Below are 21,179 nucleotides of genomic sequence, written 5' to 3'. Positions count from 1 at the left end.
GCTCAGGCGAAGGGGTTCGCCGTGAGCGTGTACTTGGTCTGGAGGTACTCGTGGATGCCCTCGGCGCCGCCTTCGCGCCCGAGCCCGGAGAGCTTCCAGCCGCCGAAGGGGGCGGCGGCGTTGGACACGACGCCGACGTTCAGCCCCATCATCCCCGTCTCCAGGCGCTCGATCATGCGCTGCCCGCGTGCGAGGTTCTCGGTGAAGACGTAGGACACCAGGCCGTACTCGGTGTCGTTGGCGATGCGCACGGCGTCGTCCTCGGTGTCGAACGGCACGATCGCCAGGACGGGGCCGAAGATCTCCTCGCGGAGGATCTCGCTGCCCGGCTGCACGTCGGCGACGACGGTGGGCTGGTAGAACGTGCCGGGACCGTCCACGGCCGCACCGCCGACGGTCACGGTGGCGCCGCGCTCGACGGCGTCACCGACCAGCTGCGTGGCCTTGGCGACTGCGCGGTCGTCGATGAGCGGACCGATCTGCACCCCGTCCTCGGTGCCGCGCCCGATGCGCATGCCCTGCACGCGCTCGGTGACGCGGCGGGTGAACTCCTCGACCACCGAGCGGTGCACGATGAAGCGGTTCGCCGCCGTGCAGGCCTGCCCGATGTTGCGGAACTTCGCCTGGATGGCGCCGTCGACGGCCTTGTCGAGGTCGGCGTCGTCGAACACGACGAACGGCGCGTTGCCGCCGAGCTCCATCGAGGTGCGCAGCACGCCCTCCGCGGCCTGCTGCAGCAGGCGCTGACCCACCGGGGTGGATCCGGTGAACGAGAGCTTCCGCAGGCGCGGGTCGCGGATGATGCGCTCGGACACCGGGCCCGTCGTGGAGGTCGTGATGACGTTGACGACACCGGCGGGAACGCCGGCCTCCTCGAGCAGCTTGACGAAGAAGAGCGTCGTCAGCGGGGTCAGCGAGGCCGGCTTGATCACCACGGTGCATCCCGCGGCGAGGGCGGGGGCGATCTTGCGCGTGGCCATCGCCAGCGGGAAGTTCCACGGCGTGATGAGGAAGCACGGACCCACCGGGTGCTGCGTGACGATCATGCGGCCGGTGCCCTCGGGGTTCGCGCCGTAGCGGCCCTGGACGTGCGCGGCCTCCTCGCTGAACCACCGCAGGAACTCGCCGCCGTAGGCCACCTCGCCGCGGGCCTCGGCGAGCGGCTTGCCCATCTCGAGCGTCATCAGGAGCGCGACGTCCTCCTTGCGGGCCTGCAGCAGGTCGAACGCGCGCCGCAGGATCTCGGCACGCTCGCGCACGGGCGTCGCCGCCCAGGCCGGGAAGGACTCCGCCGCAGCATCCATGGCGGCCGCGCCGTCGGCGACCGAGGCGTCGGCGATCGAGCGGATGACGTCACCGGTGGCGGGGTCGGCGACGTCCAGCGTCTTGCCCCCCTCCGCCGCACGCCACTGCCCGGCGATGTACAGGCCGTCAGGCACCGATGCCAGCAGTTCTTCCTCGCGCGAAACGCTCATGTTCGTCCTCCTCGATCGATACGCTCCCCTCCATTGTGGCCACCGTCGCGCATCCGCATCGATATACACGGCGTACAGCCTCGCGTGCGCGGTGGACAGCACGTCGAGGGTCGGCCCGCGTCGCGCCGACGCATCCGGCGACCGCCATATACTGGCCACCGTCCGGCGACTCCCCCCGCGCCGGTGCCCGGAAAAGGGGCACGCAGCCGCTCCCGCCGAGCGCGCGAGACACATACGGCCCTCCCCCGTCCCCGTCTCGAAAGGCTTCGCCATGCCCTCCGTCTCCGCCCACGTCGCCACCACCCTCTCCCGCTGCCTCGACACCGTGTTCGGCGTGATGGGAAACGGCAACGCCTACTTCCTCGACGCTCTCGAGCGCGACACCGCGGCCCGTTTCGTCGCCGTGCGGCACGAGGCGGCGGGGGTCGCGGCGGCGGATGCGTACTTCCGCGCGTCGGGGCGGATCGCCGCGGCCACCGCGACCTACGGCGCCGGCTTCACCAACACCCTCACGGCACTGGCCGAGGCCGTGCAGGCCCGCACCCCCCTCGTGCTCCTCGTCGGAGACGAGCCGACCTCGGGCCCGCGGCCGTGGGGCGTGGACCAGATCGCCCTGGCCGACGGCGTCGGCGCCCGCACGTACACGGTCGGACACCAGGATGCCGCGGCCACCGTCGCGATCGCGGTCGAACACGCCCACACGTATCGCGTCCCGGTCGTCCTGGCGATCCCCTACGACCTCGCCACGCGCGATGCCGGCCCCGTCCCGGCCACCGCCGACCCGGTGCCCGTGCCGCAGATGCCCGCGCGCACCGCCTTCGCCGACGCCGTCCTCGACGGGATCGTCGAGGCGCTCGCCGACGCCCGTCGGCCCGTGCTCCTCGGCGGCCGCGGCGCCTGGCTGGCCGGCGCCGGGGCGACACTCGGCGACCTGGCCGAGGCGACGGGGGCGCTCACCGCGACCTCTGCACTCGGGCGGGGCCTGTTCCCGGACGCGCGCTTCGACCTCGGCGTCGCGGGCGGCTTCGGCGCGCCCGGCGCGATGGCGCTCGTGCGGGAGGCCGATGTGGCGGTGGTGTTCGGCGCCGCGCTGAACCAGTTCACGATGCGCTTCGGCGAGCTCTTCGCGCCCGGGGCGCGCGTCTTCCAGGTGGACGTTGCGCCCACCGCGACGCATCCGCATGTCGGCGGCTACGTCCGCGGCGATGCCGCCGAGGTCGCCGGCGAGATCCTCCGCCGATTCCGCGCGCGCGGTGCCCGCCCCTCGGACTGGCGTCACAGCGTCGACGTGGCAGCGGTGCGGCAGCAGGAGCCGGGAGCGGGGACCGGCCCGGACGGCCGCATGGATCCGCGGTCCGCGGCGCAGCGCCTGGCCGAGCTGCTGCCCGAAGACCGCGTGATCGTCTCGGACGGCGGGCACTTCCTGGGCTGGTCGAACATGTACTGGCCCGTGGCATCCCCCGACCGCATGATCATGGTCGGGACGGCCTATCAGTCGATCGGGCTCGGCTTCCCCAGCGTCCCCGGCGCCGCCGTCGCGCGCCCCGAGTCCACGATCGTCCTCACCACCGGCGACGGCGGCGGCCTCATGGCCCTCGCCGACCTCGAGACCGCCGTGCGGGTGGCCGGGGGCCGGGGCATCGCGGTGGTGTGGAACGACGCGCAGTACGGCGCCGAGGTCAACAACTACGGCGTGAAGGGTCTCGCGCTCGATCCGATGCTCATCCCCGAGGTCAACTTCGCCGCCGTCGCGCGCGGCTTCGGCGCGGAGGGGGTCGTGGTGCGCACCGTGGCCGACCTGGATGCGGTGGCCGAGTGGACGGCCCGGTCGGCCGAGGAGCGCCCGTTCCTCCTCCTCGACCTCCGCGTCAGCGGCGCGGTGATCGCCCCGTTCTGGCAGGAGATCGCCCACGCGGGCTGACCCCGGCCGAACGATCGCCGGGTCAGGCCTTGGACGCGCCGTAGATCGGGCTGCGGGCCTGCAGCTCCTCGTGGTCGGGCCCCAGCGGGATGCCGCTGCGGTCGCGCAGGAGCAGGGTCGCGAGCAGCCCCAGCACGGTCATCCCGGCGAGGTACCACGTGACCGAGTCGGTCGATCCGGTCTGCTGCACGAGGGCCTGGGCGATCGTGGGCGCGAAGGCCCCGCCGAGGATCGCGCCCAGCGCGTAGGAGATCGACACGCCGGAGAACCGGATGGATGCGGGGAAGAGCTCGGCGTACAGCGCCGCCTGCGGCCCGTACGTGAAGCCGAGGCCGGCCGTGAGCACGACCAGGCCCAGGGTCAGCATCCCGATGCTGCCGGTGTTCACGAGCGGGAACAGCAGGACCACACCCACCAGCTGCGCGATCCATCCGATGATGTAGGTGTTGCGGCGACCGAGCCGGTCACCGGCCCAGCCGGCGATCCACGTGAACACGAGCCACGACACCGCCGAGATCGTGACGGCACCGAGCACCTCTGCCGTGGGCAGGCCCACGGGGCCGGCCGGATCGGTGGCGTAGCGCTGGATGTATCCGCCCGTGGTCATGTACCCCACGGCGTTGTTGCCGGCGAAGACGAACGCCGCGATGATCACCAGCAGCGCGTGCTTGCGGAACAGCTGCACGATGGGCATGCGCGTCTGCTCCTTGCGGTCGGCGAGCTCCAGGAACACCGGGCTCTCCTCCACTCGGCGGCGCACGTAGTGGCCGATCAGGATCAGCACGAACGACAGCAGGAACGGGATGCGCCAGCCCCACTCCAGGAACGCGTCACCGGGGGCGATCACGGCCATGAGACCGAGCATGCCGCTGGCCAGCAGGAGCCCGAGCGGCACGCCCAGCTGAGGGGAGGCGCCGAAGAGGCTGCGCCGCGTCTTGGGGGCGTGCTCGACGGCCATCAGCACGGCGCCGCCCCACTCGCCGCCGGCGGAGATGCCCTGCAGGATGCGCAGCACGATGAGGAGGATCGGTGCGGCGATCCCGATGGCCTGGTACGTCGGCAGCAGCCCGACGAGGGTCGTGGCCACGCCCATCAGGATGAGCGTGAGCATGAGCACGAGACGGCGGCCGTACGTGTCGCCCAGGTGACCGGCCAGGAACGCACCGAGCGGGCGGAACAGGAAGCTGATGCCCACCGTGATGAACGACAGGATCTGCGCGAAGCCCTCGCCGGCGGGAGCGAAGAACAGCTGTCCGAAGACGAGGCCGGCGGCGGAGGCGTACAGGAAGAAGTCGTACCACTCCACCGTGGTCCCCACGACCGTGGCGAACACCACGCGCCGCCGATCGGTGGAGCTGGAGATCGTCCCGGTGGGGGTGAAGCCCTCCGGACCGGTGGGGATGGGTCTGCTCATGTCGGAACTCCTTCGGACGCCGCTGTCGGGGGAAGACGTCTGTGTCGCGGAGGCGGCGTCTTGCCCGCCCGCGATGAATAATATACGATTTGAGATACGACGCAAAAGAGCGAAGGAGCTCGGATGACCCCGACGGAACCGCACGATCCCCGCATCCCCGCCCTGACCCGCCGCCCCGGCAAGATCATCGCGGTGCACCTGGCCTACGCATCCCGGGCCGACCAGCGAGGACGCCGACCCGCACACCCCTCCTACTTCTTCAAGCCCGCCAGCTCCCTCGCCCTCACCGGCGCGAGCATCGAGCGTCCGCACGGCACCGAGCTGCTCGCCTTCGAAGGCGAGATCGCCCTCATCATCGGCGAGCCCGCCCGCCGCGTCGGCGCCGATCGGGCGTGGGACCACGTCGCGGCCGTCACGGCGGCCAACGACTTCGGCCTGTACGACCTGCGCGCGAACGACAAGGGCTCCAACGTCCGCTCCAAGGGCGGCGACGGCTACACCCCCATCGGGCCCGCGCTGCTGGACGCCCGCGAGGTCGACCCCGCGGGGCTGCGCCTGCGCACATGGGTCAACGGCGACCTCGTGCAGGACGACACCACAGCCGGGCTCATCTTCTCCCTCCCCCAGATGGTCGCCGACCTCTCGCAGCACTTCACCCTCGAGACCGGCGATGTCATCCTCACCGGCACGCCCGCCGGCTCCAGCGTCGTCGTCCCCGGCGACCGCGTCGAAGTGGAAGTCAGCGCCGGCGACGCCTCGACCGGGCGCCTGGAGACCACCGTCGTGCAGGGCACACACGCGTTCGACGCGTCGCTGGGCTCCCTCCCCGCCGTCGACGACACCCAGCGCGCCGAGGCGTGGGGCTCGCGCGAGGCCGCCGGCCTGCCCGCCCCCGAGCCGGCCGCCCTCTCCCCCGAGCTCCGCGACAAGCTCCGCCAGATACCCGTGGCCGGCCTGTCGGCGCAGCTGCGCAAGCGCGGGCTGAACAACGTCACGATCGACGGCGTGCGTCCGATGCATCCCGGCACCAAGCTCGTCGGCACGGCCCGCACGCTGCGGTTCGTCCCCGGCCGCGAAGACCTGTTCGCCGCCCGCGGCGGCGGGTACAACGCGCAGAAGCGCGCATTCGACTCCGTCGGCGAGGGCGAGGTCATCGTCATCGAGGCCCGCGGCGAGACCGGCTCGGGCACCCTCGGCGACATCCTGGCGCTGCGCGCCCAGGCCCGCGGAGCCGCAGGCATCGTCACCGACGGCGGCGTGCGCGATTACGACGCCGTCGCCGAGATCGGCCTGCCCGTCTTCTCCCGCGGCGCCCACCCCGCCGTCCTCGGGCGCAGGCACGTACCGTGGGATGTGGACGTGGCGATCGGATGCGGCGGCACCACGATCGAACCCGGCGACATCATCGTCGGCGACGGCGACGGCGTCATCGTCATCCCGCCGGCCCTCGCCGAGGAGGTCGCGGACGCCGCCCTCGCGCAGGAGGAGGAGGACGCCTGGGTCGCCGCTCAGGTGAAGGCGGGGCATCCCGTCGACGGCCTGTTCCCGATGAACGCCGAATGGCGCGCGCGCTACGACGCGGAGCGGGGCGAGCGGTGACCCTCCGACAGGCGCACGCGCCCGACCAGGCTCCGGACACGTCCCGCAGCAAATCCCAGCAGGCCTACGCCTGGATCAAGGAGCGGATCACCGGGCAGCAGTTCACCGCCGGGTACCGCCTGGTCCTCGGGGCGATCGCCGCCGAGCTGGACATGAGCGTCGTGCCCGTGCGCGAGGCGATCCGCCAGCTCGAGGCGGAGGGCCTGGTCACCTTCGAGCGCAACGTCGGCGCACGCGTGTCGATGGTCGACGACTCGCAGTACCGCTTCAGCATGCAGGCCCTCGGCATCCTGGAGGGGGCGGCCACGGCACTGGCTGCCCGCGCGCTGACGGTCGACGACGTCCGCCGCGCGCGCGCCATCAACGAACAGATGATCCAGACCCTCGAGAACTTCGACCCGCGCGCGTTCACGAGCCTGAACCAGGAGTTCCACGCGACGCTGTTCGAGCGGTGCGCGAACCCGCGCATGCTCGAGCTGGTCCGAGCCGAGTGGGCCCGCCTCGGGCACCTGCGCGAGTCCACCTTCAGCTTCGTGCCCGGCCGCGCCGCCGAGTCGGTGCGCGAGCACGAGAACATCCTCGCCCTCATCGAGGCGGGAGCACCCCTCGCCGACATCGAGCACGCCTCGCGCCGGCACCGCTCGGCCACCCTCGACGCCTATCTGACCCACGAGCACCCCGGCGAGGCCCTGGGCCTCCCGACGTCCTGAACAGGAGCACACACCATGACCGACCCGCGCCACATCCCCGCCGACCTGCCCACGCGCATCCAGCACTACATCGACGGCCAGTTCGTCGACTCCGTCGAGGGCGGCACGTTCGACGTGCTCGACCCGGTGACCAACGAAACCTATCTGCAGGCAGCGGCCGGCACGAAGGCCGACGTCGACCTCGCCGTCGCCGCCGCGCGCCGCGCGTTCACCGACGGGCCGTGGCCGCGGATGCTGCCGCGCGAACGCGCCCGCATCCTGCATCGCATCGCCGACCTCGTCGAGTCGCGCGACGCGCGCCTGGCCGAACTGGAGTCGTTCGATTCGGGCCTGCCGATCACGCAGGCCCTCGGGCAGGCACGGCGCGCGGCGGAGAACTTCCGCTTCTTCGCCGACCTGATCGTGGCCCAGACCGATGACGCGTTCAAGGTGCCGGGGCGCCAGATGAACTACGTCAACCGCAAGCCCATCGGCGTGGCCGGCCTCATCACGCCGTGGAACACGCCCTTCATGCTCGAGTCCTGGAAGCTCGGCCCGGCCCTGGCCACCGGCAACACCGTCGTACTCAAGCCCGCCGAGTTCACACCGCTGTCCGCCTCGCTGTGGGCGGGGATCTTCGAGGAGGCGGGCCTGCCGCAGGGCGTGTTCAACCTCGTCAACGGCCTCGGCGAAGACGCCGGCGACGCCCTGGTGAAGCACCCCGACGTGCCGCTGATCTCCTTCACGGGCGAGAGCCGCACGGGGCAGATCATCTTCGCCAACGCCGCGCCCCACCTCAAGGGCCTGTCGATGGAGCTGGGCGGCAAGAGCCCCGCGATCGTGTTCGCCGACGCGGATCTGGAGGCCGCGATCGACGCGACGATCTTCGGGGTGTTCTCCCTCAACGGCGAGCGCTGCACCGCCGGCAGCCGCATCCTGGTGCAGCGGGAGGTCTACGACGAGTTCGTGGAGCGCTACGCCGCGCAGGCGGAGCGCGTGGTCGTCGGCGACCCGCAGGACCCGAAGACCGAGGTCGGCGCGCTCGTGCACCCCGAGCACTACGACAAGGTGATGAGCTACATCGAGATCGGCAAGGCCGAGGCGCGCCTGGTCGCCGGCGGCGGTCGCCCGGAAGGGTTCCCCACGGGCAACTACGTCGCCCCGACGGTGTTCGCCGATGTGGCACCGGACGCCCGCATCTTCCAGGAGGAGATCTTCGGCCCGGTCGTGGCGATCACGCCGTTCGACACCGACGAGGAGGCCCTCGCCCTCGCCAACGGCGTCAGGTACGGCCTGGCCGCGTACGTGTGGACCAACGACCTCAAGCGCGCGCACAACTTCGCGCAGGCGATCGAGGCGGGAATGGTGTGGCTGAACTCCAACAACGTGCGTGACCTCCGCACGCCCTTCGGCGGCGTGAAGGCCTCCGGCCTCGGCCACGAGGGCGGCTACCGCTCGATCGACTTCTACACCGATCAGCAGGCCGTGCACATCACCCTCGGCAAGGTGCACAACCCCACCTTCGGCAAAGCCGACGCCGCCGCATCCCACTGACCCCCACCGATCCGCAAGGAAGCGACATGTCCCACCGCGACGATATGACCCTCACCTCCTCCGGCTTCTACGTGTCGCAGGAGGCGCCCATCGCCACCGACAACCCGATCCCGACCCCCACGGTGCCCGCGCCCGACATCCTGCGCTGCGCGTACATGGAGCTCGTCGTGACCGATCTGGCCGCGTCGCGGCAGTTCTACGTCGACGTGCTGGGCCTGTACGTCACGGAGGAGGACGGCGAGGCCATCTACCTGCGGTCGACGGAGGAGTTCATCCACCACAACCTCGTGCTGCGCCAGGGGCCGGTGGCCGCCGTCGCGGCGTTCTCCTACCGCGTGCGCACGCCGGAGGACCTCGATCGGGCGGTGGCGTTCTACTCCGAGCTCGGGTGCCGCGTCGAGCGGCGCGAAGGCGGCTTCACCAAGGGCATCGGCGACTCGGTGCGCGTGGAGGACCCGCTCGGCTTCCCGTACGAGTTCTTCTACCAGACCGATCACGTCGAGCGCCTCGCGTGGCGGTACGACCTGCACATCCCCGGCGAGCTCGTGCGACTGGACCACTTCAACCAGGTCACCCCCGACGTCCCGCGCGCGGTGAAGTTCATGCAGGACCTGGGCTTCCGCGTCACCGAAGACATCCAGGACGAATCCGGCACCGTCTACGCCGCGTGGATGCGCCGCAAGCCCACCGTGCACGACACCGCGATGACCGGGGGCGATGGCCCGCGCATGCACCACGTCGCATTCGCCACGCACGAGAAGCACAACATCCTCGCCATCTGCGACAAGCTCGGGGCCCTCCGCCGCTCCGACGCGATCGAGCGCGGCCCCGGCCGTCACGGCGTCTCCAACGCGTTCTACCTGTACCTGCGCGACCCCGACGGGCACCGCGTGGAGATCTACACGCAGGACTACTACACCGGCGACCCCGACAACCCCGTCATCACGTGGGACGTGCACGACAACCAGCGCCGCGACTGGTGGGGCAACCCCGTGGTGCCGTCGTGGTACACCGAGGCATCCCTCGTGCTCGACCTCGACGGCAACCCGAAGGAGGTCGTCGCCCGCACCGACACGTCGGAGATGGCGGTGACCATCGGCGCCGACGGGTTCTCCTACACGCGCCGCGACGAGGGCGAGGAGTCGATGCCGGAGTACAAGCAGGGCGAGTACAAGCTCGGCCACCAGCTGTAATCCGCCCGGCGGCTGCCCACCCTGTGGCCGCCTCCCCATCCCGAACTCCTCAAGATCGGCCCGTTCCGGGGCCGAACAGCGGCTTCCGGCCGGATCCGGCCCCGGAATTGAGGAGTTCGGGACGTGGGCGGCCTACCCGGGTTCCCCGCCGCCGGAGCCGCCTCCCCATCCCGAACTCCTCAAGAATCCGTCCAGCCGGGGACTGGCGCCCCGATTCGGGCCGGTTCGGCTCGGATATTGAGGAGTTCGGGAATCGGCGGCTCGCTAGTCTGACAACGAAGGAGACCCCCATGCTCGACGCAGAGACCATCGCCGCGATCGCGGCGGAGCTGGCCGAGGCCGACCGCACGCACGGCGTCATCCCGCGCATCACCGCCCGGTATCCGGATGCGACGGTGGAGGACTCCTACGCCATCCAGCGGATGTGGCGGGACGCACGCGTGGCCGAGGGCCGGCGCCTGGTCGGGCGCAAGATCGGCCTGACCTCCAAGGTCATGCAGGCGGCCACCGGCATCAGCGAGCCCGACTACGGCGTCATGTTCGACGACACCGTGTGGGAGAACGGCTCGGTGCTCCGGCACGCGGACTACTCCAACGTGCGCATCGAGGTGGAGCTCGCGTTCGTGCTGAAGCATCCGCTGGAAGGCCCCGCGTGCACGCTCTTCGACGTGCTGCGCGCCACCGAGTACGTCGTCCCCGCCCTCGAGGTGCTCAACTCGCACATCGAGCTCGAGGGCCGTACGATCGTCGACACCATCGCCGACAACGCCGCGTACGGCGGCATGGTCCTCGGCGGCAACCCCATGGCACCGGATGCGGTGGACCTGCGCTGGGTGTCGGCGCTGCTGTACCGCAACGAGACGATCGAGGAGAGCGGGGTCGCCGCCGCGGTGCTGAACCACCCCGCCGCCGGCGTCGCGTGGCTCGCGAACAAGCTCGCCCAGCACGGCGACCGGCTGGAGGCGGGAGAGGTCATCCTCGCCGGTTCGTTCACGCGGCCCATGTGGGTGCACCCCGGCGACACCGTCCTGGCCGACTACGGACCGATGGGAACCATCGCATGCCGCTTCATCTGACCCCCACCTTCCGCGACGCCCTCGCCGCCGCCGACCGGCCGCTCGCCGGCATGTGGGTGTGCTCGGGCAGCCCCCTCGTGGCCGAGATCTGCGCGGGCGGCGGGCTGGACTGGCTCCTCATCGACATGGAGCACTCCCCCAACGCCCTGGAGGGCGTGCTGGCGCAGCTGCAGGCGGTGGCAGCGTACCCGTCCACCCCCATGGTCCGCGTGCCGATCGGCGATGTCGTGACCCTCAAGCAGGTGCTCGACGTCGGGGCGCAGAACATCCTCGTGCCCATGGTGTCGTCGGCCGAACAGGCGCGCGACCTCGTCGCGGCGGTGCGGTACCCGCCGCGCGGGGTGCGCGGCGTGGGCTCGGCGCTCGCCCGCTCCGGCCGCTGGAACCGCGTCGACGGCTACCTCGCCCACGGTGACGAGCACGTGTCGCTGTTCGTCCAGGTCGAGAACGTCGAGGGGGTCGCCGCCGCGGCCGAGATCGCCGCGGTCGACGGCGTCGACGGCGTGTTCGTCGGCCCGAGCGACCTCGCCGCCTCGATGGGGCTGCTCGGCCAGCAGACCCACCCCGACGTCGTGGCCGCCGTCCACCGCGCGTTCGACGCGGTGCGCGGCGCCGGCAAGCCGGTCGGCGTCAATGCGTTCGACCCCGCCGCCGCGCAGGCCTACCTCGACGCGGGAGCCGCCTTCGTGCTGGTGGGTGCCGACGTCGCCCTGCTGGCCCGCGGGTCCGAGGCCCTCGCCGCCCGATGGGTGCCCACAGCCGACGACGCCGGGCGCGCCGGCTACTGACGCCGCGTCACCCCGGCAGGTAGGACACGCGCCAGCCGTCCTCGTTGCGCACGTACTCCACCCGCCGGCCGGCGGCTTCCGGATGCGCCGCCCAGAACAGCATGCGATGGGGCCGCACGCCGAAGCCGACCCATTCCGGCGGCTGCGGCGGCGCCGGGGTCTCGGCGCGGAATCGCGCCCAGCGGGCCTCCCGTTCGGCCAGCGGCAGCTGCGCGTACCCCGCGGTGTTCAGCCACGCCAGCTGCTGCAGGTACGGCGAGCGCCGGCGATACACCTCGGCGCACTCGTCGGCCGGTGCCGGCGCAGCCGTCCCCTGCACGACGAGCTGGCGCGAGAGATCCGGCCACAGGATCGTGAGCGCGACGCGCGGATCGGCCGCGAGGTCGGCCACCTTGCGGCTGCGCGCGTCGGTGTGGAAGAAGAAGCGCTCGCCGTCGAATTCGCTCAGCAGCAGCGTGCGCGCACGGGGATACCCGTGGGCGTCGATCGTGGAGAGCGTCATCCGCATCGGCTCGTCGGTGAGCGCGGGAAGCCAGGATGCCGCGAGCAGGCCGGGGTCGGCGGCGGGGATGTCGCCCAGCACCGGCTCGAGAGCGGGATCGGTGGGAGCGTCGGTGGTCGGTGGCATGGTCCTCTTTCTACCCGAACACGAATCCGTCGATCTCGGCGAGCGCGTCGGCGACGAACGCGACGCGGACGCGCCCGTCCGGGGCGAGGTCACCGTCACGCTCCGTGCGGGCGTCGATGACGATCCGGTCGGCGCCGCGCAGGGTCAGCATGCTCCGTTCCTACCAGAACGGCGCCGACCGAACCCGATCCGTGCCACGCTGGCATGATGCAGCGGGATGTCGCCAGCACCATCGTCTTGGACGTGACCGAATCCGCCGACCTCGTGTTCGCGATCGCCGTCTCGTCCGTCTACCCGTCGGTCACCGAGCGGCTCGTCGCGTCATTGGATGGCGCGGAGGTCGACGTGGCGGAACTGCCCGACGCGCACGGCACGCGCCTGCACCGCGTGCGCTGCGGCACCGGGCGACTCGAGGTGTCGTACACCGCCCGCGTGGACGAGCCCGCCGGCGATCTGCCGACCAGCCCCACCGACCTGCTCGTGTACACGCGGCCCAGCCGCTACGCCGAGTCCGACGCCCTGGGCCCCACCGCGTGGGCCGAGTTCTCCCGCATCCGCGACCGCCGGGAACTGCTCGCGGCGGTGTCGTCGTGGGTGGGGACCGAGCTCGCCTACGTGTCGGGCGCGAGTCTGCCCACCGACGGCGCGGTGCGGACGCTGCTGAACCGTCGCGGAGTGTGCCGCGACTTCGCCCATCTGTGCGTCGCCCTGCTGCGCGCCCGCGACATCCCCGCCCGCGTGGTGTCGGTCTACGCGCCCGGCCTCGCGCCGATGGACTTCCACGCCGTCGCCGAGGCGTGGGTCGACGACGCGTGGCACGTCGTGGATGCCACGACCCTCGCGCCGCGCTCGTCGCTCGTCCGGATCGCGACGGGACGGGACGCGGCCGACACCGCGTTCCTCACGATCGTCGGCGGCCGCGCGACCCTCACCGACATCACCGTCACCGCGGTGGTGGATGCCCTGCCCGACGACGATGTGACGCAGCTGGTGCAGCTCACCTGACCCGGTACGCCCCGCCGCATCCTGTGTCAGGCTGGAGGTATGAGGGCCTGGATCATCCGCTTCGCTTCGCTGTACGTGTTCGACGTCGTCGTGCTGCTGGCCATCGGCGCACTCGTGCCCGGCGTGCGCGTCGGCCTGGCGGCGCTGTGGGCGGGCGCGGTGCTCGCGGCCGCGACGATCTGGCTGAAGCCGCTGATCCACCGCTGGTTCCGATCGATGGCGGCGCGGTCGGCCGCGCAGCGGTCGTGGCTGGCTGAGAAGCTCGTGCAGTACGTCGTCGTGCTGGGCGTCGCCGCGATCATCTGGGTGCTGCTCGTGGTGTTCACCGGCGTGAACGTGCGCGGGTTCGTGTTCGGCTGGTTCGTGCCGCCGATCTTCCTGCTGATCGCGTGGGCGATCTACGACCTCATCGACGACCGCATCGAGGCCCGCGCGGCAGAGCTGTACGACCGCGCCACCGCCGGGCGCCGCTCCACGACCGGCCCCGACGCGCGCGGATCGGTGCCGCCGGCTCCCGGGTCCGCCGGGTTCGCCCCGCCGCCCGCGCCCGGGTTCGCCCCGCCGCCCGCGCCGGGGTCCGCCGCATCCGCCCCGCGCCCGCGCCGGGACGACGGCCTCACCGACGAGCAGCGCCGCATGCTCGACGGCCTCTGACCCCGCCCCCCACTCCGCGAGACTGCAGCGCACCGACGAGACCGCGGCTTTATGTCGCGGTCTCGTCGGTGGCGTGCAGTCTCGCGGCCGGAGGCGGTGCGGCGCGGGCCGAGGCGGCGGGGGCGGGACCGGTCAGGATGCGGCGCGCTCGGCGGCCTCCACGACGTTGGTCATGAGCAGCGCGACGGTCATCGGGCCCACGCCACCGGGGTTCGGCGAGATCCATCCGGCGACCTCGGCGACATCGGGGGCGACGTCGCCGTAGACGCGGCTCTTGCCGGTCTCGGGGTCGGTCTCGCGCGTGACGCCGACGTCGAGCACGGCGGCTCCGGGCTTGACGTCCTCGGCGCGTACGATGTGCTTCACCCCCGCGGCGGCCACGATGACATCGGCCTGGCGGAGGTGGTGCGACAGGTCGGCGGTGCCGGTGTGGGTCAGCGTCACGGTGGCGTTGATCTCGCGGCGCGTGAGCAGCAGCCCGATCGAGCGGCCGATCGTGACGCCGCGGCCGACGACGACGACGTCCTTGCCGGCCAGGTCGTAGCCGTTGCGCTGCAGCAGCTCGATCACCCCACGCGGCGTGCACGGCAGCGGCGTGGTGATCGGGCCGTTGACGTTGAGGACCAGACGGCCGAGGTTGGTCGGATGCAGCCCGTCGGCGTCCTTCGCCGGATCGATGCGCTCGAGGATCGCGTCGGTGTCGAGGTGCTTGGGCAGCGGCAGCTGCACGATGTAGCCGTGGCACGCGGGATCGGCGTTGAGCGCGTCGATCGCGGCCTCGACCTCCTCCTGCGTCGACTCGGCGGGAAGCTCCACCTGGATCGAGTTCATGCCGATGGCCTCGGAATCGCGGTGCTTCATCCCCACGTACAGCTGCGAGGCGGGGTCGGCCCCCACGAGCACCGTGGCGATGCCGGGGGTGACCCCCCGTTCCTTCAGCGCGGCGACGCGCTCGGCCAGTTCGGTCTTGATCTGCGCTGCGGCGGCTTTGCCGTCCAGTCGTACAGCCGTCATCCGTAATCCTCTCTGATTGGTTCGCAGTCATCCGCGAGACTGCATCTCACCGGCGAGACCATGACATCATGTCGCGGTCTCGCCGGTGGCGTGCAGTCTCGCGGGTCGGGTGGCGCGGGTCGGGGGGCGGGCGGGGCGGGTCGGGGGGCGGGCGGGGCGGGGCGGGGCGGGGCGGGCGGGTTACTGGTGCAGGTCGGGGTACAGCGGGAACGCGGACGTCAGGGCGGCCACGCGCTCGCGCAGGGCCGCCACATCGGCGCCGGGCAGCAGCGCGCGCGCGATCACGTCGGCGACCTCGGTGAACTCGGCGTCGCCGAAGCCGCGCGTGGCCAGGGCGGGCGTGCCGATGCGCAGACCCGAGGTCACCATCGGCGGACGCGGGTCGTTGGGGACGGCGTTGCGGTTGACCGTGATGTGGATCTCGTGCAGCAGGTCTTCGGCCTGCTTGCCGTCGATCTGGGCGTCGCGGAGGTCGACGAGCACGAGGTGCACGTCCGTGCCGCCCGAGCGCACGGAGATGCCGGCGGCGGACACATCCGGCTCCGACAGGCGCTCGGCGATGATCGCCGCCCCGCGGATGGTGCGCTCCTGGCGCTCGCGGAACTCCGGCGTCGCGGCGAGCTTGAACGCCGTCGCCTTCGCCGCGATCACGTGCATGAGCGGCCCGCCCTGCTGGCCAGGGAAGACGGCGGTGTTGATCTTCTTCGCCAGGTCGGCGTCGTTGGTGAGGATGAAGCCCGACCGCGGCCCGCCGATCGTCTTGTGGACCGTCGAGGACACCACGTGCGCGTGCGGCACGGGGTTCGGGTGCAGGCCGGCGGCCACGAGGCCGGCGAAGTGCGCCATGTCGACCCACAGCAGGGCGCCCACCTCGTCGGCGATCTCACGGAACCGGGCGAAGTCGAGCTGACGGGGGTAGGCCGACCAGCCGGCGATGATGACCTTCGGCTTGTGCTCGACGGCCAGGCGGTGCACCTCGTCCATGTCGATGACGGATGTCTCGGTGTCGACCCCGTACGCCACGATGTTGTACAGCCGGCCGGAGAAGTTCATCTTCATGCCGTGCGTGAGGTGACCGCCCTGATCCAGCGACAGACCCAGGAGCGTGTCGCCGGGGCGGGCGATGGCGTGCAGCACGGCGGCGTTGGCGGTGGCGCCCGAGTGCGGCTGCACGTTGGCGAACTCGGCGCCGAACAGCGCCTTGGCCCGGGCGATGGCGAGCTCCTCGGCCACGTCGACCTCTTCGCAGCCGCCGTAGTAGCGGCGCCCCGGGTAGCCCTCGGCGTACTTGTTCGTCAGGACCGAGCCCTGCGACTGCAGCACGGACACCGGCACGAAGTTCTCGGATGCGATCATCTCGAGATATCCGCGCTGACGGTCGAGTTCGCGCTCGAGCACCTGCGCGATCTCGGGATCGACTTCGGCAAGGGGGGCGTTGAAGTACGGGTCGGACACGGGAGTCTCCTCGACGTCGGCTGCGGAATGGAAAAGTCCTACATCGGCCCAGGCGTGCGGTCGAATGCCGTCGTTCGGTCGCTCCCCGGTGGTTCCCCACCTCAACGCCAGTCGCGACCAGACCAGCGTACCGCCTCGGGGATACAGTGGGGAAACGCCGCACTGCCACCGGCGTCAGACGCAAGCCGAGGCCGCCGAGCCGGCCGCGAAGGAGCATCGTGCCGACACCGACCGTGGTGCCGTTCCCCGCCGCCCTGCGCCCGCGCGAGGGCACCCCGTTCCCCCTCGCCGGCGCGAGCGTCGCCGGAGATCCGGATGCGGCCGCCGAACTCGCACGGCTCGTACGGGCCCGCACGGGCCTGGAGCTGACGCCCGCGGCATCCGGCAGCATCCGCCTGCGCGTCGCCACGGATGCCGCCGACGCCGCGGACGCCGCGGGGGTCGCCGCGGACGCCCCCGGTCCCGCCGATCGCCCGGCCACCCCGCCGGAGTCCTACGTCCTCACCGTCGACGAGGCGTCGGTCACCGTCACCGGGGCGGATGCGGCGGGGCTGTTCTACGGCGTGCAGACGCTGGCACAGCTGCTCCGGCGTCATGAGGGCGAGTGGGTACTATCCCCGGTGGAGATCGAGGACGCCCCGCGCTTCGCCTACCGGGGCGTGATGCTCGACGTCGCGCGCCACTTCTTCGGCGTCGAGGAGGTGATGTCGTTCATCGATCGGGCGGCCTCGCTCAAGTGCAACCACCTGCACCTGCACCTCACCGACGATCAGGGGTGGCGCCTGCAGCTGCGCTCCCGCCCCGAGCTCACCGCGCGCGCGGCCGGCACGGCGGTGGGAGGCGACGACGGCGGCTTCTACACGCAGGAGGACTACGCGCGGATCCTCTCGTATGCGGCATCCCGGCACGTCACGGTCGTGCCCGAGGTCGACATCCCCGGGCACACGCACGCGGTCGGGCTCGCCTACCCCGAGATCGCCGCCGACCCCGTCATCACCGACGAGGTGCGGGCCGACGCCGAGGCGGCCGGCGTGCCCCTGCCGGTGGCCGGGCAGCCCTACACGGGCATCGCGGTCGGCTTCTCGTCGCTGCGGATCGGCGATGCGCGCACCGACGCCTTCCTCGCCGACGTGTTCGGCGAGCTCGCCGTCCTCACCCCCGGGCCGTACCTGCACCTCGGCGGCGACGAGGCGCTCGGGACGGATCCGGCCGACTACGCCGCGATCATCGCCCGCACGGTGGGGATCATCGCCGCCACCGGCAAGACCGCGATCGCGTGGCATGAGGCCAGCGCCGTCGCGCCGCTGCCGGCCGACCTCATCGCGCAGTACTGGGGTTTCGTCACCCCCAGCCCCTCCACGACGGCCGCCCGGGCAGCCGCGGTGATCCTCTCCCCCTCCGACGCCGCCTATCTCGATATGAAGCCCGACGCCGACTTCCCGCTGGGCCTGACGTGGGCGGACGGCCCGACCAGCGTCCGCCGCGCGTACGACTGGGAGCCGGCGGGGATGCTGCCCGGCGTGGAGCCCGGCGACATCCTCGGCGTGGAGGCGCCGCTGTGGACCGAGACGGTGCGCACCCTGGCCGACATCGACGCCCTGGTCTTCCCCCGCCTGGCCGCCGCCGCCGAGATCGCGTGGTCGCCCGCCCCGTCGGCGAGCGCCGCACGCACATGGGACTCGTTCCGCGAGCGCGTGGGCGGGCTCGGGCCGCTGTGGGCTGCGCTGGGGATCGGATTCACCGCGTCCACGGAGATCCCGTGGCACCTCGAATGAGCACGATCGTCCATTCCGCCGCCCTCCTCGACGGCGGCACGCGCACGGATGCCGCGTGGGTGCGCTTCGCCGGCGGCCGCGTCGCCGAGCGCGGCACGGGTCGCTCCTGGCAGGACGCCGCAGCCGACACCGTCGTGGATGCGGCGGAGCTGGCGGGCCCCGGCGCGATCCTCTCCCCCGGTTTCGTCGACATCCACGGGCACGGCGGCGGCGGGTTCGCGTTCGACGACGGGCCCGACGCCATCCGCGCCGCCCGGACGCTGCACCGCCGGCACGGCACCACGAGCGCCGTGGTGTCGCTGGTGACCGCTCCCCTGGACGACCTCGTCCGGCGCACGCGCATGATCGCCGAGCTCGCGCGCACCGACGCCGACATCCTCGGGTCGCACTTGGAGGGTCCGTTCCTGGACCCCGCCCACCGCGGCGCGCACGACCCGGCCGCCCTCGCGTCCCCCGTCGCCGTCGAGGCCCTCCTGACGGCGGGCGCGGGAACCGTGCGCCAGGTCACGATCGCACCCGAGCTGCCCGGCGCCTTCGAGGCGATCCGAGACCTGACCGCGGCCGGTGCGGTCGCTGCGATCGGGCACACCGGCGCGGATGCGGCGCTGACGGCGGCCGCGTTCGACGCGGGCGCCCGCATCCTGACCCACGTGTTCAACGCGATGCCGGGCCTGCACCACCGCGCACCCGGGCCCGCCGGCGCGGCGCTGACGGATGACCGCGTCACGATCGAGCTGATCGCCGACGGCGTGCATGTGCATCCCGAGCTCGTGCGGATCGCCTTCGCGGCGGCGCCGGGGCGGATCGCGCTCGTCAGCGACGCGATGGCCGCCACCGGGGTGGGCGACGGCAGGTACACCCTCGGCGGGCTCACCGTCGACGTCACCGGCGGCGTCGCACGTCTGGCCGACGGCGGTGCGATCGCAGGGTCGACCCTCACGCAGGACCACGCCGTGCGCGTGGCGGTGGCCGCCGGAGTGCCCCTCCCGGAGGCGCTGCGCGCCGTCACGGCCACCCCTGCCCGCGCCATCGGCGCCGGCGACGAGGTGGGGCACCTGCGCCCGGGCGGCCGCGCCGACGCCGTGCTCCTGGATGCCGGCCTGAACGTCCGGGCCGTGTGGGCGGGTGGGGCGCCCGTCCGCTGAGCGTTCGCGTGAGCTGCCCGCCGTAGAATGAAGGCCATGACCGAGACCCCGTACGTGCGCCCCGAAACCCCGGCCGAACCGGGCACCCGGCCCGCCGTCTCGGTCGTGGAGATCATCTCCGTCCTGTGCGGCCTGATCGCCTTCGGAACCCTCGCCCTGTGGGGCTTCACCGGCTGGCCCTTCCCGTGGAACCTCGTGTTCGGGATCGGCGCACCCGTGGTGGCCATCCTCGTGTGGGCGCTGTTCGTCTCCCCGCGTGCCGTGCTGGCCGTGCACCCCTTCGTCCGCGCCGTTGTCGAGCTGCTCGTGTACCTGTCCGCGACGATCGCGTGGTGGAGCATGGGGCAGCCGTGGATCGGGCTCGGCTACGGCGTCGTCGCCGTGGTGTTCGGGCTGGTCACGGGGCGCCGGCGCCTGTCGTGAGCGCCGACGTCGTCGCGCGGCTCGTCGCCGAACTGGGCGACCGCGTCGACACGTCCCCCGACGCCCTCCACGCCGCCCGCGCCGACAAATCCGGGCACGCCGCCGAGGGCCTGCCGCTGGCCGTCGTGCACGCCGGTTCGGTCTCCGACGTGCAGGCGGTCATGCGGATCGCCTCCGAGACCGCGACGCCTGTGGTCCCCCGCGGTGCCGGGACGGGACTGGCCGGCGGCGCCAACACCGGCGCGGGCGAGATCGCGCTGTCGCTGCGCGGAATGGACCGCATCCTCGAGGTGCGACGCGACGACCTGCTCGCCGTCGTGGAGCCCGGGATCATCAACGCCGACCTGAACGCGGTCCTGGCCGAACAGGGCCTGTGGTGGGCGCCCGACCCCGCCAGCCGCGACATCTCCACCGTCGGGGGCAACATCGCCACCGGGGCCGGCGGGCTCCTGTGCGCCAAGTACGGCGTCGTCCGCGACGCGGTCCTCGGCGTCGACCTGGTCCTCGCCGACGGGCGCCTGCTGCGCCTCGGACACCGCAGCGTCAAGGGCGTCACGGGTCTTGACCTGACGTCCCTCGTGATCGGGTCGGAGGGTGTGCTGGGTGTCGTCGTCGCCGCGACGCTGAAGCTGCGCCGCCTCATCCCCGGCGAGGTGCGCACGCTGTCGGCGACCTTCCCCGACGTGCGGACGGCCGCCGTCGCCTCCGCCGCCGTGACGGCCTCGGGTGTGCAGCCGGCGATCATGGAGCTGATGGATGCGACGAGCCTCGCCCGCACGCACGCCTACCTGGGCCTGCCCGCCCCCGCGCCCGGCGCCGCGCAGCTGCTCGTGCAGACCGACGGCCCGGCGGCGACGGCCGAGGCCGACGCGATCGCGGCGACCCTCGTGGCATCCGGCGGCGCCGTCGTCCTCGCCGCCGACGAGGCGCAGGCCGCTCACCTCCTGTCGATCCGCCGGTCGATGCATCCGGCGTGGGAGACGGCGGGCACGACGCTGATCGAAGACGTCTCGGTGCCCCGCAGCGCGCTGCCGGCGATGTTCGAGGTGATCGCCGACCTCGAGCGCCGCTACGGCGTCGCGATCCCCACCGTGGCGCACGCCGGCGACGGCAACCTGCACCCGAACTTCGTCGTCCCCGGTCCCGAGGTGCCGGAGGAGATCTGGCAGGCCGCGGGCGAGCTGTTCCAGGCCGCCCTCGCGCTGGGCGGGACGCTCACGGGCGAGCACGGCGTCGGCGTGCTCAAGCGCCGCTGGCTCGCGGACGAGCTCGGTGAGGATCAGTGGGAGATGCAGCGGCAGATCGCGCGCGTGTTCGATCCGGCCGGCATCCTCAACCCCGGCAAGGTGTTCACGCCCTGACCCCGGACCC

Annotated in this window: 19 protein-coding genes and 1 riboswitch; of the genes, 13 read left to right on the top strand and 6 right to left on the bottom strand. The window is 72.4% G+C overall.

What is annotated here, in order from left to right; genetic code table 11:
* Positions 1–2 precede the first annotated feature (2 nt).
* The gene (locus F6J85_RS04160; RefSeq protein ID WP_150923957.1) at positions 3–1,475 is read right to left on the bottom strand and encodes an NAD-dependent succinate-semialdehyde dehydrogenase; all 1,473 of its coding nucleotides are present in this window, start codon (positions 1,473–1,475) and stop codon (positions 3–5) included.
* 271 nt (positions 1,476–1,746) lie between these two features.
* Between F6J85_RS04160 and F6J85_RS04155 the strand changes: the two genes are divergently transcribed.
* Entirely contained in the window at positions 1,747–3,396 is a 1,650-nt protein-coding gene (locus tag F6J85_RS04155; RefSeq protein WP_150923956.1) for a thiamine pyrophosphate-binding protein, read from the top strand.
* Between the two features lie 22 nt (positions 3,397–3,418).
* Here the strand turns inward: F6J85_RS04155 and F6J85_RS04150 are convergent, their stop codons facing one another.
* Positions 3,419–4,810: an MFS transporter gene (locus F6J85_RS04150; RefSeq protein ID WP_150923955.1), complete on the bottom strand. Its 1,392-nt coding sequence runs from the start codon at positions 4,808–4,810 to the stop codon at positions 3,419–3,421.
* A gap of 123 nt (positions 4,811–4,933) precedes the next feature.
* Here F6J85_RS04150 and F6J85_RS04145 point away from each other — a divergent pair, with 123 nt between their 5' ends.
* The 6 genes from F6J85_RS04145 (at position 4,934) to F6J85_RS04120 (ending at position 11,709) form a co-directional block, all read left to right on the top strand.
* Positions 4,934–6,409, top strand: a complete 1,476-nt coding sequence (locus F6J85_RS04145; RefSeq protein WP_150923954.1) for a fumarylacetoacetate hydrolase family protein — start codon at positions 4,934–4,936, stop codon at positions 6,407–6,409.
* Positions 6,406–7,119, top strand: coding sequence for a GntR family transcriptional regulator (locus F6J85_RS04140; protein WP_238707055.1), 714 nt, complete (start codon positions 6,406–6,408; stop codon positions 7,117–7,119). Before F6J85_RS04145 ends, F6J85_RS04140 begins: the two co-directional genes overlap by 4 nt.
* Before the next feature lie 15 nt (positions 7,120–7,134).
* The gene (gene hpaE / locus F6J85_RS04135) at positions 7,135–8,652 is read left to right on the top strand and encodes a 5-carboxymethyl-2-hydroxymuconate semialdehyde dehydrogenase (RefSeq protein WP_150923952.1); all 1,518 of its coding nucleotides are present in this window, start codon (positions 7,135–7,137) and stop codon (positions 8,650–8,652) included.
* Between the two features lie 26 nt (positions 8,653–8,678).
* A complete protein-coding gene (hpaD, locus tag F6J85_RS04130) occupies positions 8,679–9,845 on the top strand; it encodes a 3,4-dihydroxyphenylacetate 2,3-dioxygenase (protein ID WP_150923951.1) in 1,167 nt (388 codons plus the stop codon).
* Between the two features lie 290 nt (positions 9,846–10,135).
* A complete protein-coding gene (hpaH, locus tag F6J85_RS04125; RefSeq protein WP_150923950.1) occupies positions 10,136–10,921 on the top strand; it encodes a 2-oxo-hept-4-ene-1,7-dioate hydratase in 786 nt (261 codons plus the stop codon).
* Positions 10,906–11,709, top strand: a complete 804-nt coding sequence (locus F6J85_RS04120; RefSeq protein WP_150923949.1) for an HpcH/HpaI aldolase family protein — start codon at positions 10,906–10,908, stop codon at positions 11,707–11,709. Before hpaH ends, F6J85_RS04120 begins: the two co-directional genes overlap by 16 nt.
* A gap of 7 nt (positions 11,710–11,716) precedes the next feature.
* Here F6J85_RS04120 and F6J85_RS04115 read toward each other — a convergent pair whose 3' ends face one another.
* Together F6J85_RS04115 and F6J85_RS17645 are read right to left on the bottom strand one after the other, a co-directional pair.
* A complete protein-coding gene (locus tag F6J85_RS04115; RefSeq protein ID WP_150923948.1) occupies positions 11,717–12,337 on the bottom strand; it encodes a pyridoxine/pyridoxamine 5'-phosphate oxidase in 621 nt (206 codons plus the stop codon).
* A 10-nt stretch (positions 12,338–12,347) separates the two neighbouring features.
* Entirely contained in the window at positions 12,348–12,488 is a 141-nt protein-coding gene (locus F6J85_RS17645) for a hypothetical protein (RefSeq protein ID WP_191906746.1), read from the bottom strand.
* Between the two features lie 56 nt (positions 12,489–12,544).
* Here F6J85_RS17645 and F6J85_RS04110 point away from each other — a divergent pair, with 56 nt between their 5' ends.
* Both F6J85_RS04110 and F6J85_RS04105 read left to right on the top strand, forming a co-directional pair.
* The gene (locus F6J85_RS04110) at positions 12,545–13,342 is read left to right on the top strand and encodes a transglutaminase-like domain-containing protein (protein WP_150923947.1); all 798 of its coding nucleotides are present in this window, start codon (positions 12,545–12,547) and stop codon (positions 13,340–13,342) included.
* A gap of 39 nt (positions 13,343–13,381) precedes the next feature.
* Positions 13,382–13,996, top strand: coding sequence for a hypothetical protein (locus tag F6J85_RS04105; protein WP_150923946.1), 615 nt, complete (start codon positions 13,382–13,384; stop codon positions 13,994–13,996).
* A 132-nt stretch (positions 13,997–14,128) separates the two neighbouring features.
* Here F6J85_RS04105 and F6J85_RS04100 read toward each other — a convergent pair whose 3' ends face one another.
* Together F6J85_RS04100 and glyA are read right to left on the bottom strand one after the other, a co-directional pair.
* Positions 14,129–15,010: a bifunctional methylenetetrahydrofolate dehydrogenase/methenyltetrahydrofolate cyclohydrolase gene (locus F6J85_RS04100; protein WP_150923945.1), complete on the bottom strand. Its 882-nt coding sequence runs from the start codon at positions 15,008–15,010 to the stop codon at positions 14,129–14,131.
* A 180-nt stretch (positions 15,011–15,190) separates the two neighbouring features.
* Positions 15,191–16,465 carry a serine hydroxymethyltransferase gene (gene glyA / locus F6J85_RS04095; RefSeq protein WP_150923944.1) on the bottom strand — a complete coding sequence of 425 codons (1,275 nt, stop codon included), beginning with the start codon at positions 16,463–16,465 and terminating at the stop codon, positions 15,191–15,193.
* A gap of 39 nt (positions 16,466–16,504) precedes the next feature.
* Positions 16,505–16,590, bottom strand: a riboswitch (ZMP/ZTP riboswitch).
* A gap of 93 nt (positions 16,591–16,683) precedes the next feature.
* Here glyA and F6J85_RS04090 point away from each other — a divergent pair.
* Genes F6J85_RS04090 through F6J85_RS04075 form a run of 4 tightly spaced genes read left to right on the top strand, consistent with a single transcriptional unit; the run spans position 16,684 to position 21,169 of the window.
* A complete protein-coding gene (locus F6J85_RS04090; protein WP_150923943.1) occupies positions 16,684–18,240 on the top strand; it encodes a family 20 glycosylhydrolase in 1,557 nt (518 codons plus the stop codon).
* Entirely contained in the window at positions 18,237–19,385 is a 1,149-nt protein-coding gene (gene nagA / locus F6J85_RS04085; RefSeq protein WP_150923942.1) for an N-acetylglucosamine-6-phosphate deacetylase, read from the top strand. The genes F6J85_RS04090 and nagA overlap by 4 nt, the downstream gene beginning before the upstream one ends.
* A 36-nt stretch (positions 19,386–19,421) precedes the next feature.
* A complete protein-coding gene (locus F6J85_RS04080; RefSeq protein ID WP_150922054.1) occupies positions 19,422–19,808 on the top strand; it encodes a YrdB family protein in 387 nt (128 codons plus the stop codon).
* On the top strand, positions 19,805–21,169 hold the full coding sequence (locus F6J85_RS04075; protein WP_150923941.1) for an FAD-binding oxidoreductase: 1,365 nt from the start codon (positions 19,805–19,807) through the stop codon (positions 21,167–21,169). The genes F6J85_RS04080 and F6J85_RS04075 overlap by 4 nt, the downstream gene beginning before the upstream one ends.
* Positions 21,170–21,179: the final 10 nt, after the last annotated feature.

Origin of the sequence: Microbacterium lushaniae, from assembly GCF_008727775.1 — a bacterium.
GTDB classification, from domain to species: domain Bacteria; phylum Actinomycetota; class Actinomycetes; order Actinomycetales; family Microbacteriaceae; genus Microbacterium; species Microbacterium lushaniae.
Note: the sequence above shows the minus strand (reverse complement) of the source record. Positions and strands in the feature narration are given on the sequence as shown.

Excerpts from the sequence above, each read along its gene's own strand:
- F6J85_RS04160 (WP_150923957.1), bottom strand. The coding sequence starts at position 1,475 with ATGAGCGTTTCGCGCGAGGAAGAACTGCTGGCATCGGTGCCTGACGGC.
- F6J85_RS04155 (WP_150923956.1), top strand. The coding sequence starts at position 1,747 with ATGCCCTCCGTCTCCGCCCACGTCGCCACCACCCTCTCCCGCTGCCTC.
- F6J85_RS04150 (WP_150923955.1), bottom strand. The coding sequence starts at position 4,810 with ATGAGCAGACCCATCCCCACCGGTCCGGAGGGCTTCACCCCCACCGGG.
- F6J85_RS04145 (WP_150923954.1), top strand. The coding sequence starts at position 4,934 with ATGACCCCGACGGAACCGCACGATCCCCGCATCCCCGCCCTGACCCGC.
- hpaE (WP_150923952.1), top strand. The coding sequence starts at position 7,135 with ATGACCGACCCGCGCCACATCCCCGCCGACCTGCCCACGCGCATCCAG.
- hpaD (WP_150923951.1), top strand. The coding sequence starts at position 8,679 with ATGTCCCACCGCGACGATATGACCCTCACCTCCTCCGGCTTCTACGTG.
- hpaH (WP_150923950.1), top strand. The coding sequence starts at position 10,136 with ATGCTCGACGCAGAGACCATCGCCGCGATCGCGGCGGAGCTGGCCGAG.
- F6J85_RS04120 (WP_150923949.1), top strand. The coding sequence starts at position 10,906 with ATGCCGCTTCATCTGACCCCCACCTTCCGCGACGCCCTCGCCGCCGCC.
- F6J85_RS04115 (WP_150923948.1), bottom strand. The coding sequence starts at position 12,337 with ATGCCACCGACCACCGACGCTCCCACCGATCCCGCTCTCGAGCCGGTG.
- F6J85_RS17645 (WP_191906746.1), bottom strand. The coding sequence starts at position 12,488 with ATGCTGACCCTGCGCGGCGCCGACCGGATCGTCATCGACGCCCGCACG.
- F6J85_RS04110 (WP_150923947.1), top strand. The coding sequence starts at position 12,545 with ATGCAGCGGGATGTCGCCAGCACCATCGTCTTGGACGTGACCGAATCC.
- F6J85_RS04105 (WP_150923946.1), top strand. The coding sequence starts at position 13,382 with ATGAGGGCCTGGATCATCCGCTTCGCTTCGCTGTACGTGTTCGACGTC.
- F6J85_RS04100 (WP_150923945.1), bottom strand. The coding sequence starts at position 15,010 with ATGACGGCTGTACGACTGGACGGCAAAGCCGCCGCAGCGCAGATCAAG.
- nagA (WP_150923942.1), top strand. The coding sequence starts at position 18,237 with ATGAGCACGATCGTCCATTCCGCCGCCCTCCTCGACGGCGGCACGCGC.
- F6J85_RS04080 (WP_150922054.1), top strand. The coding sequence starts at position 19,422 with ATGACCGAGACCCCGTACGTGCGCCCCGAAACCCCGGCCGAACCGGGC.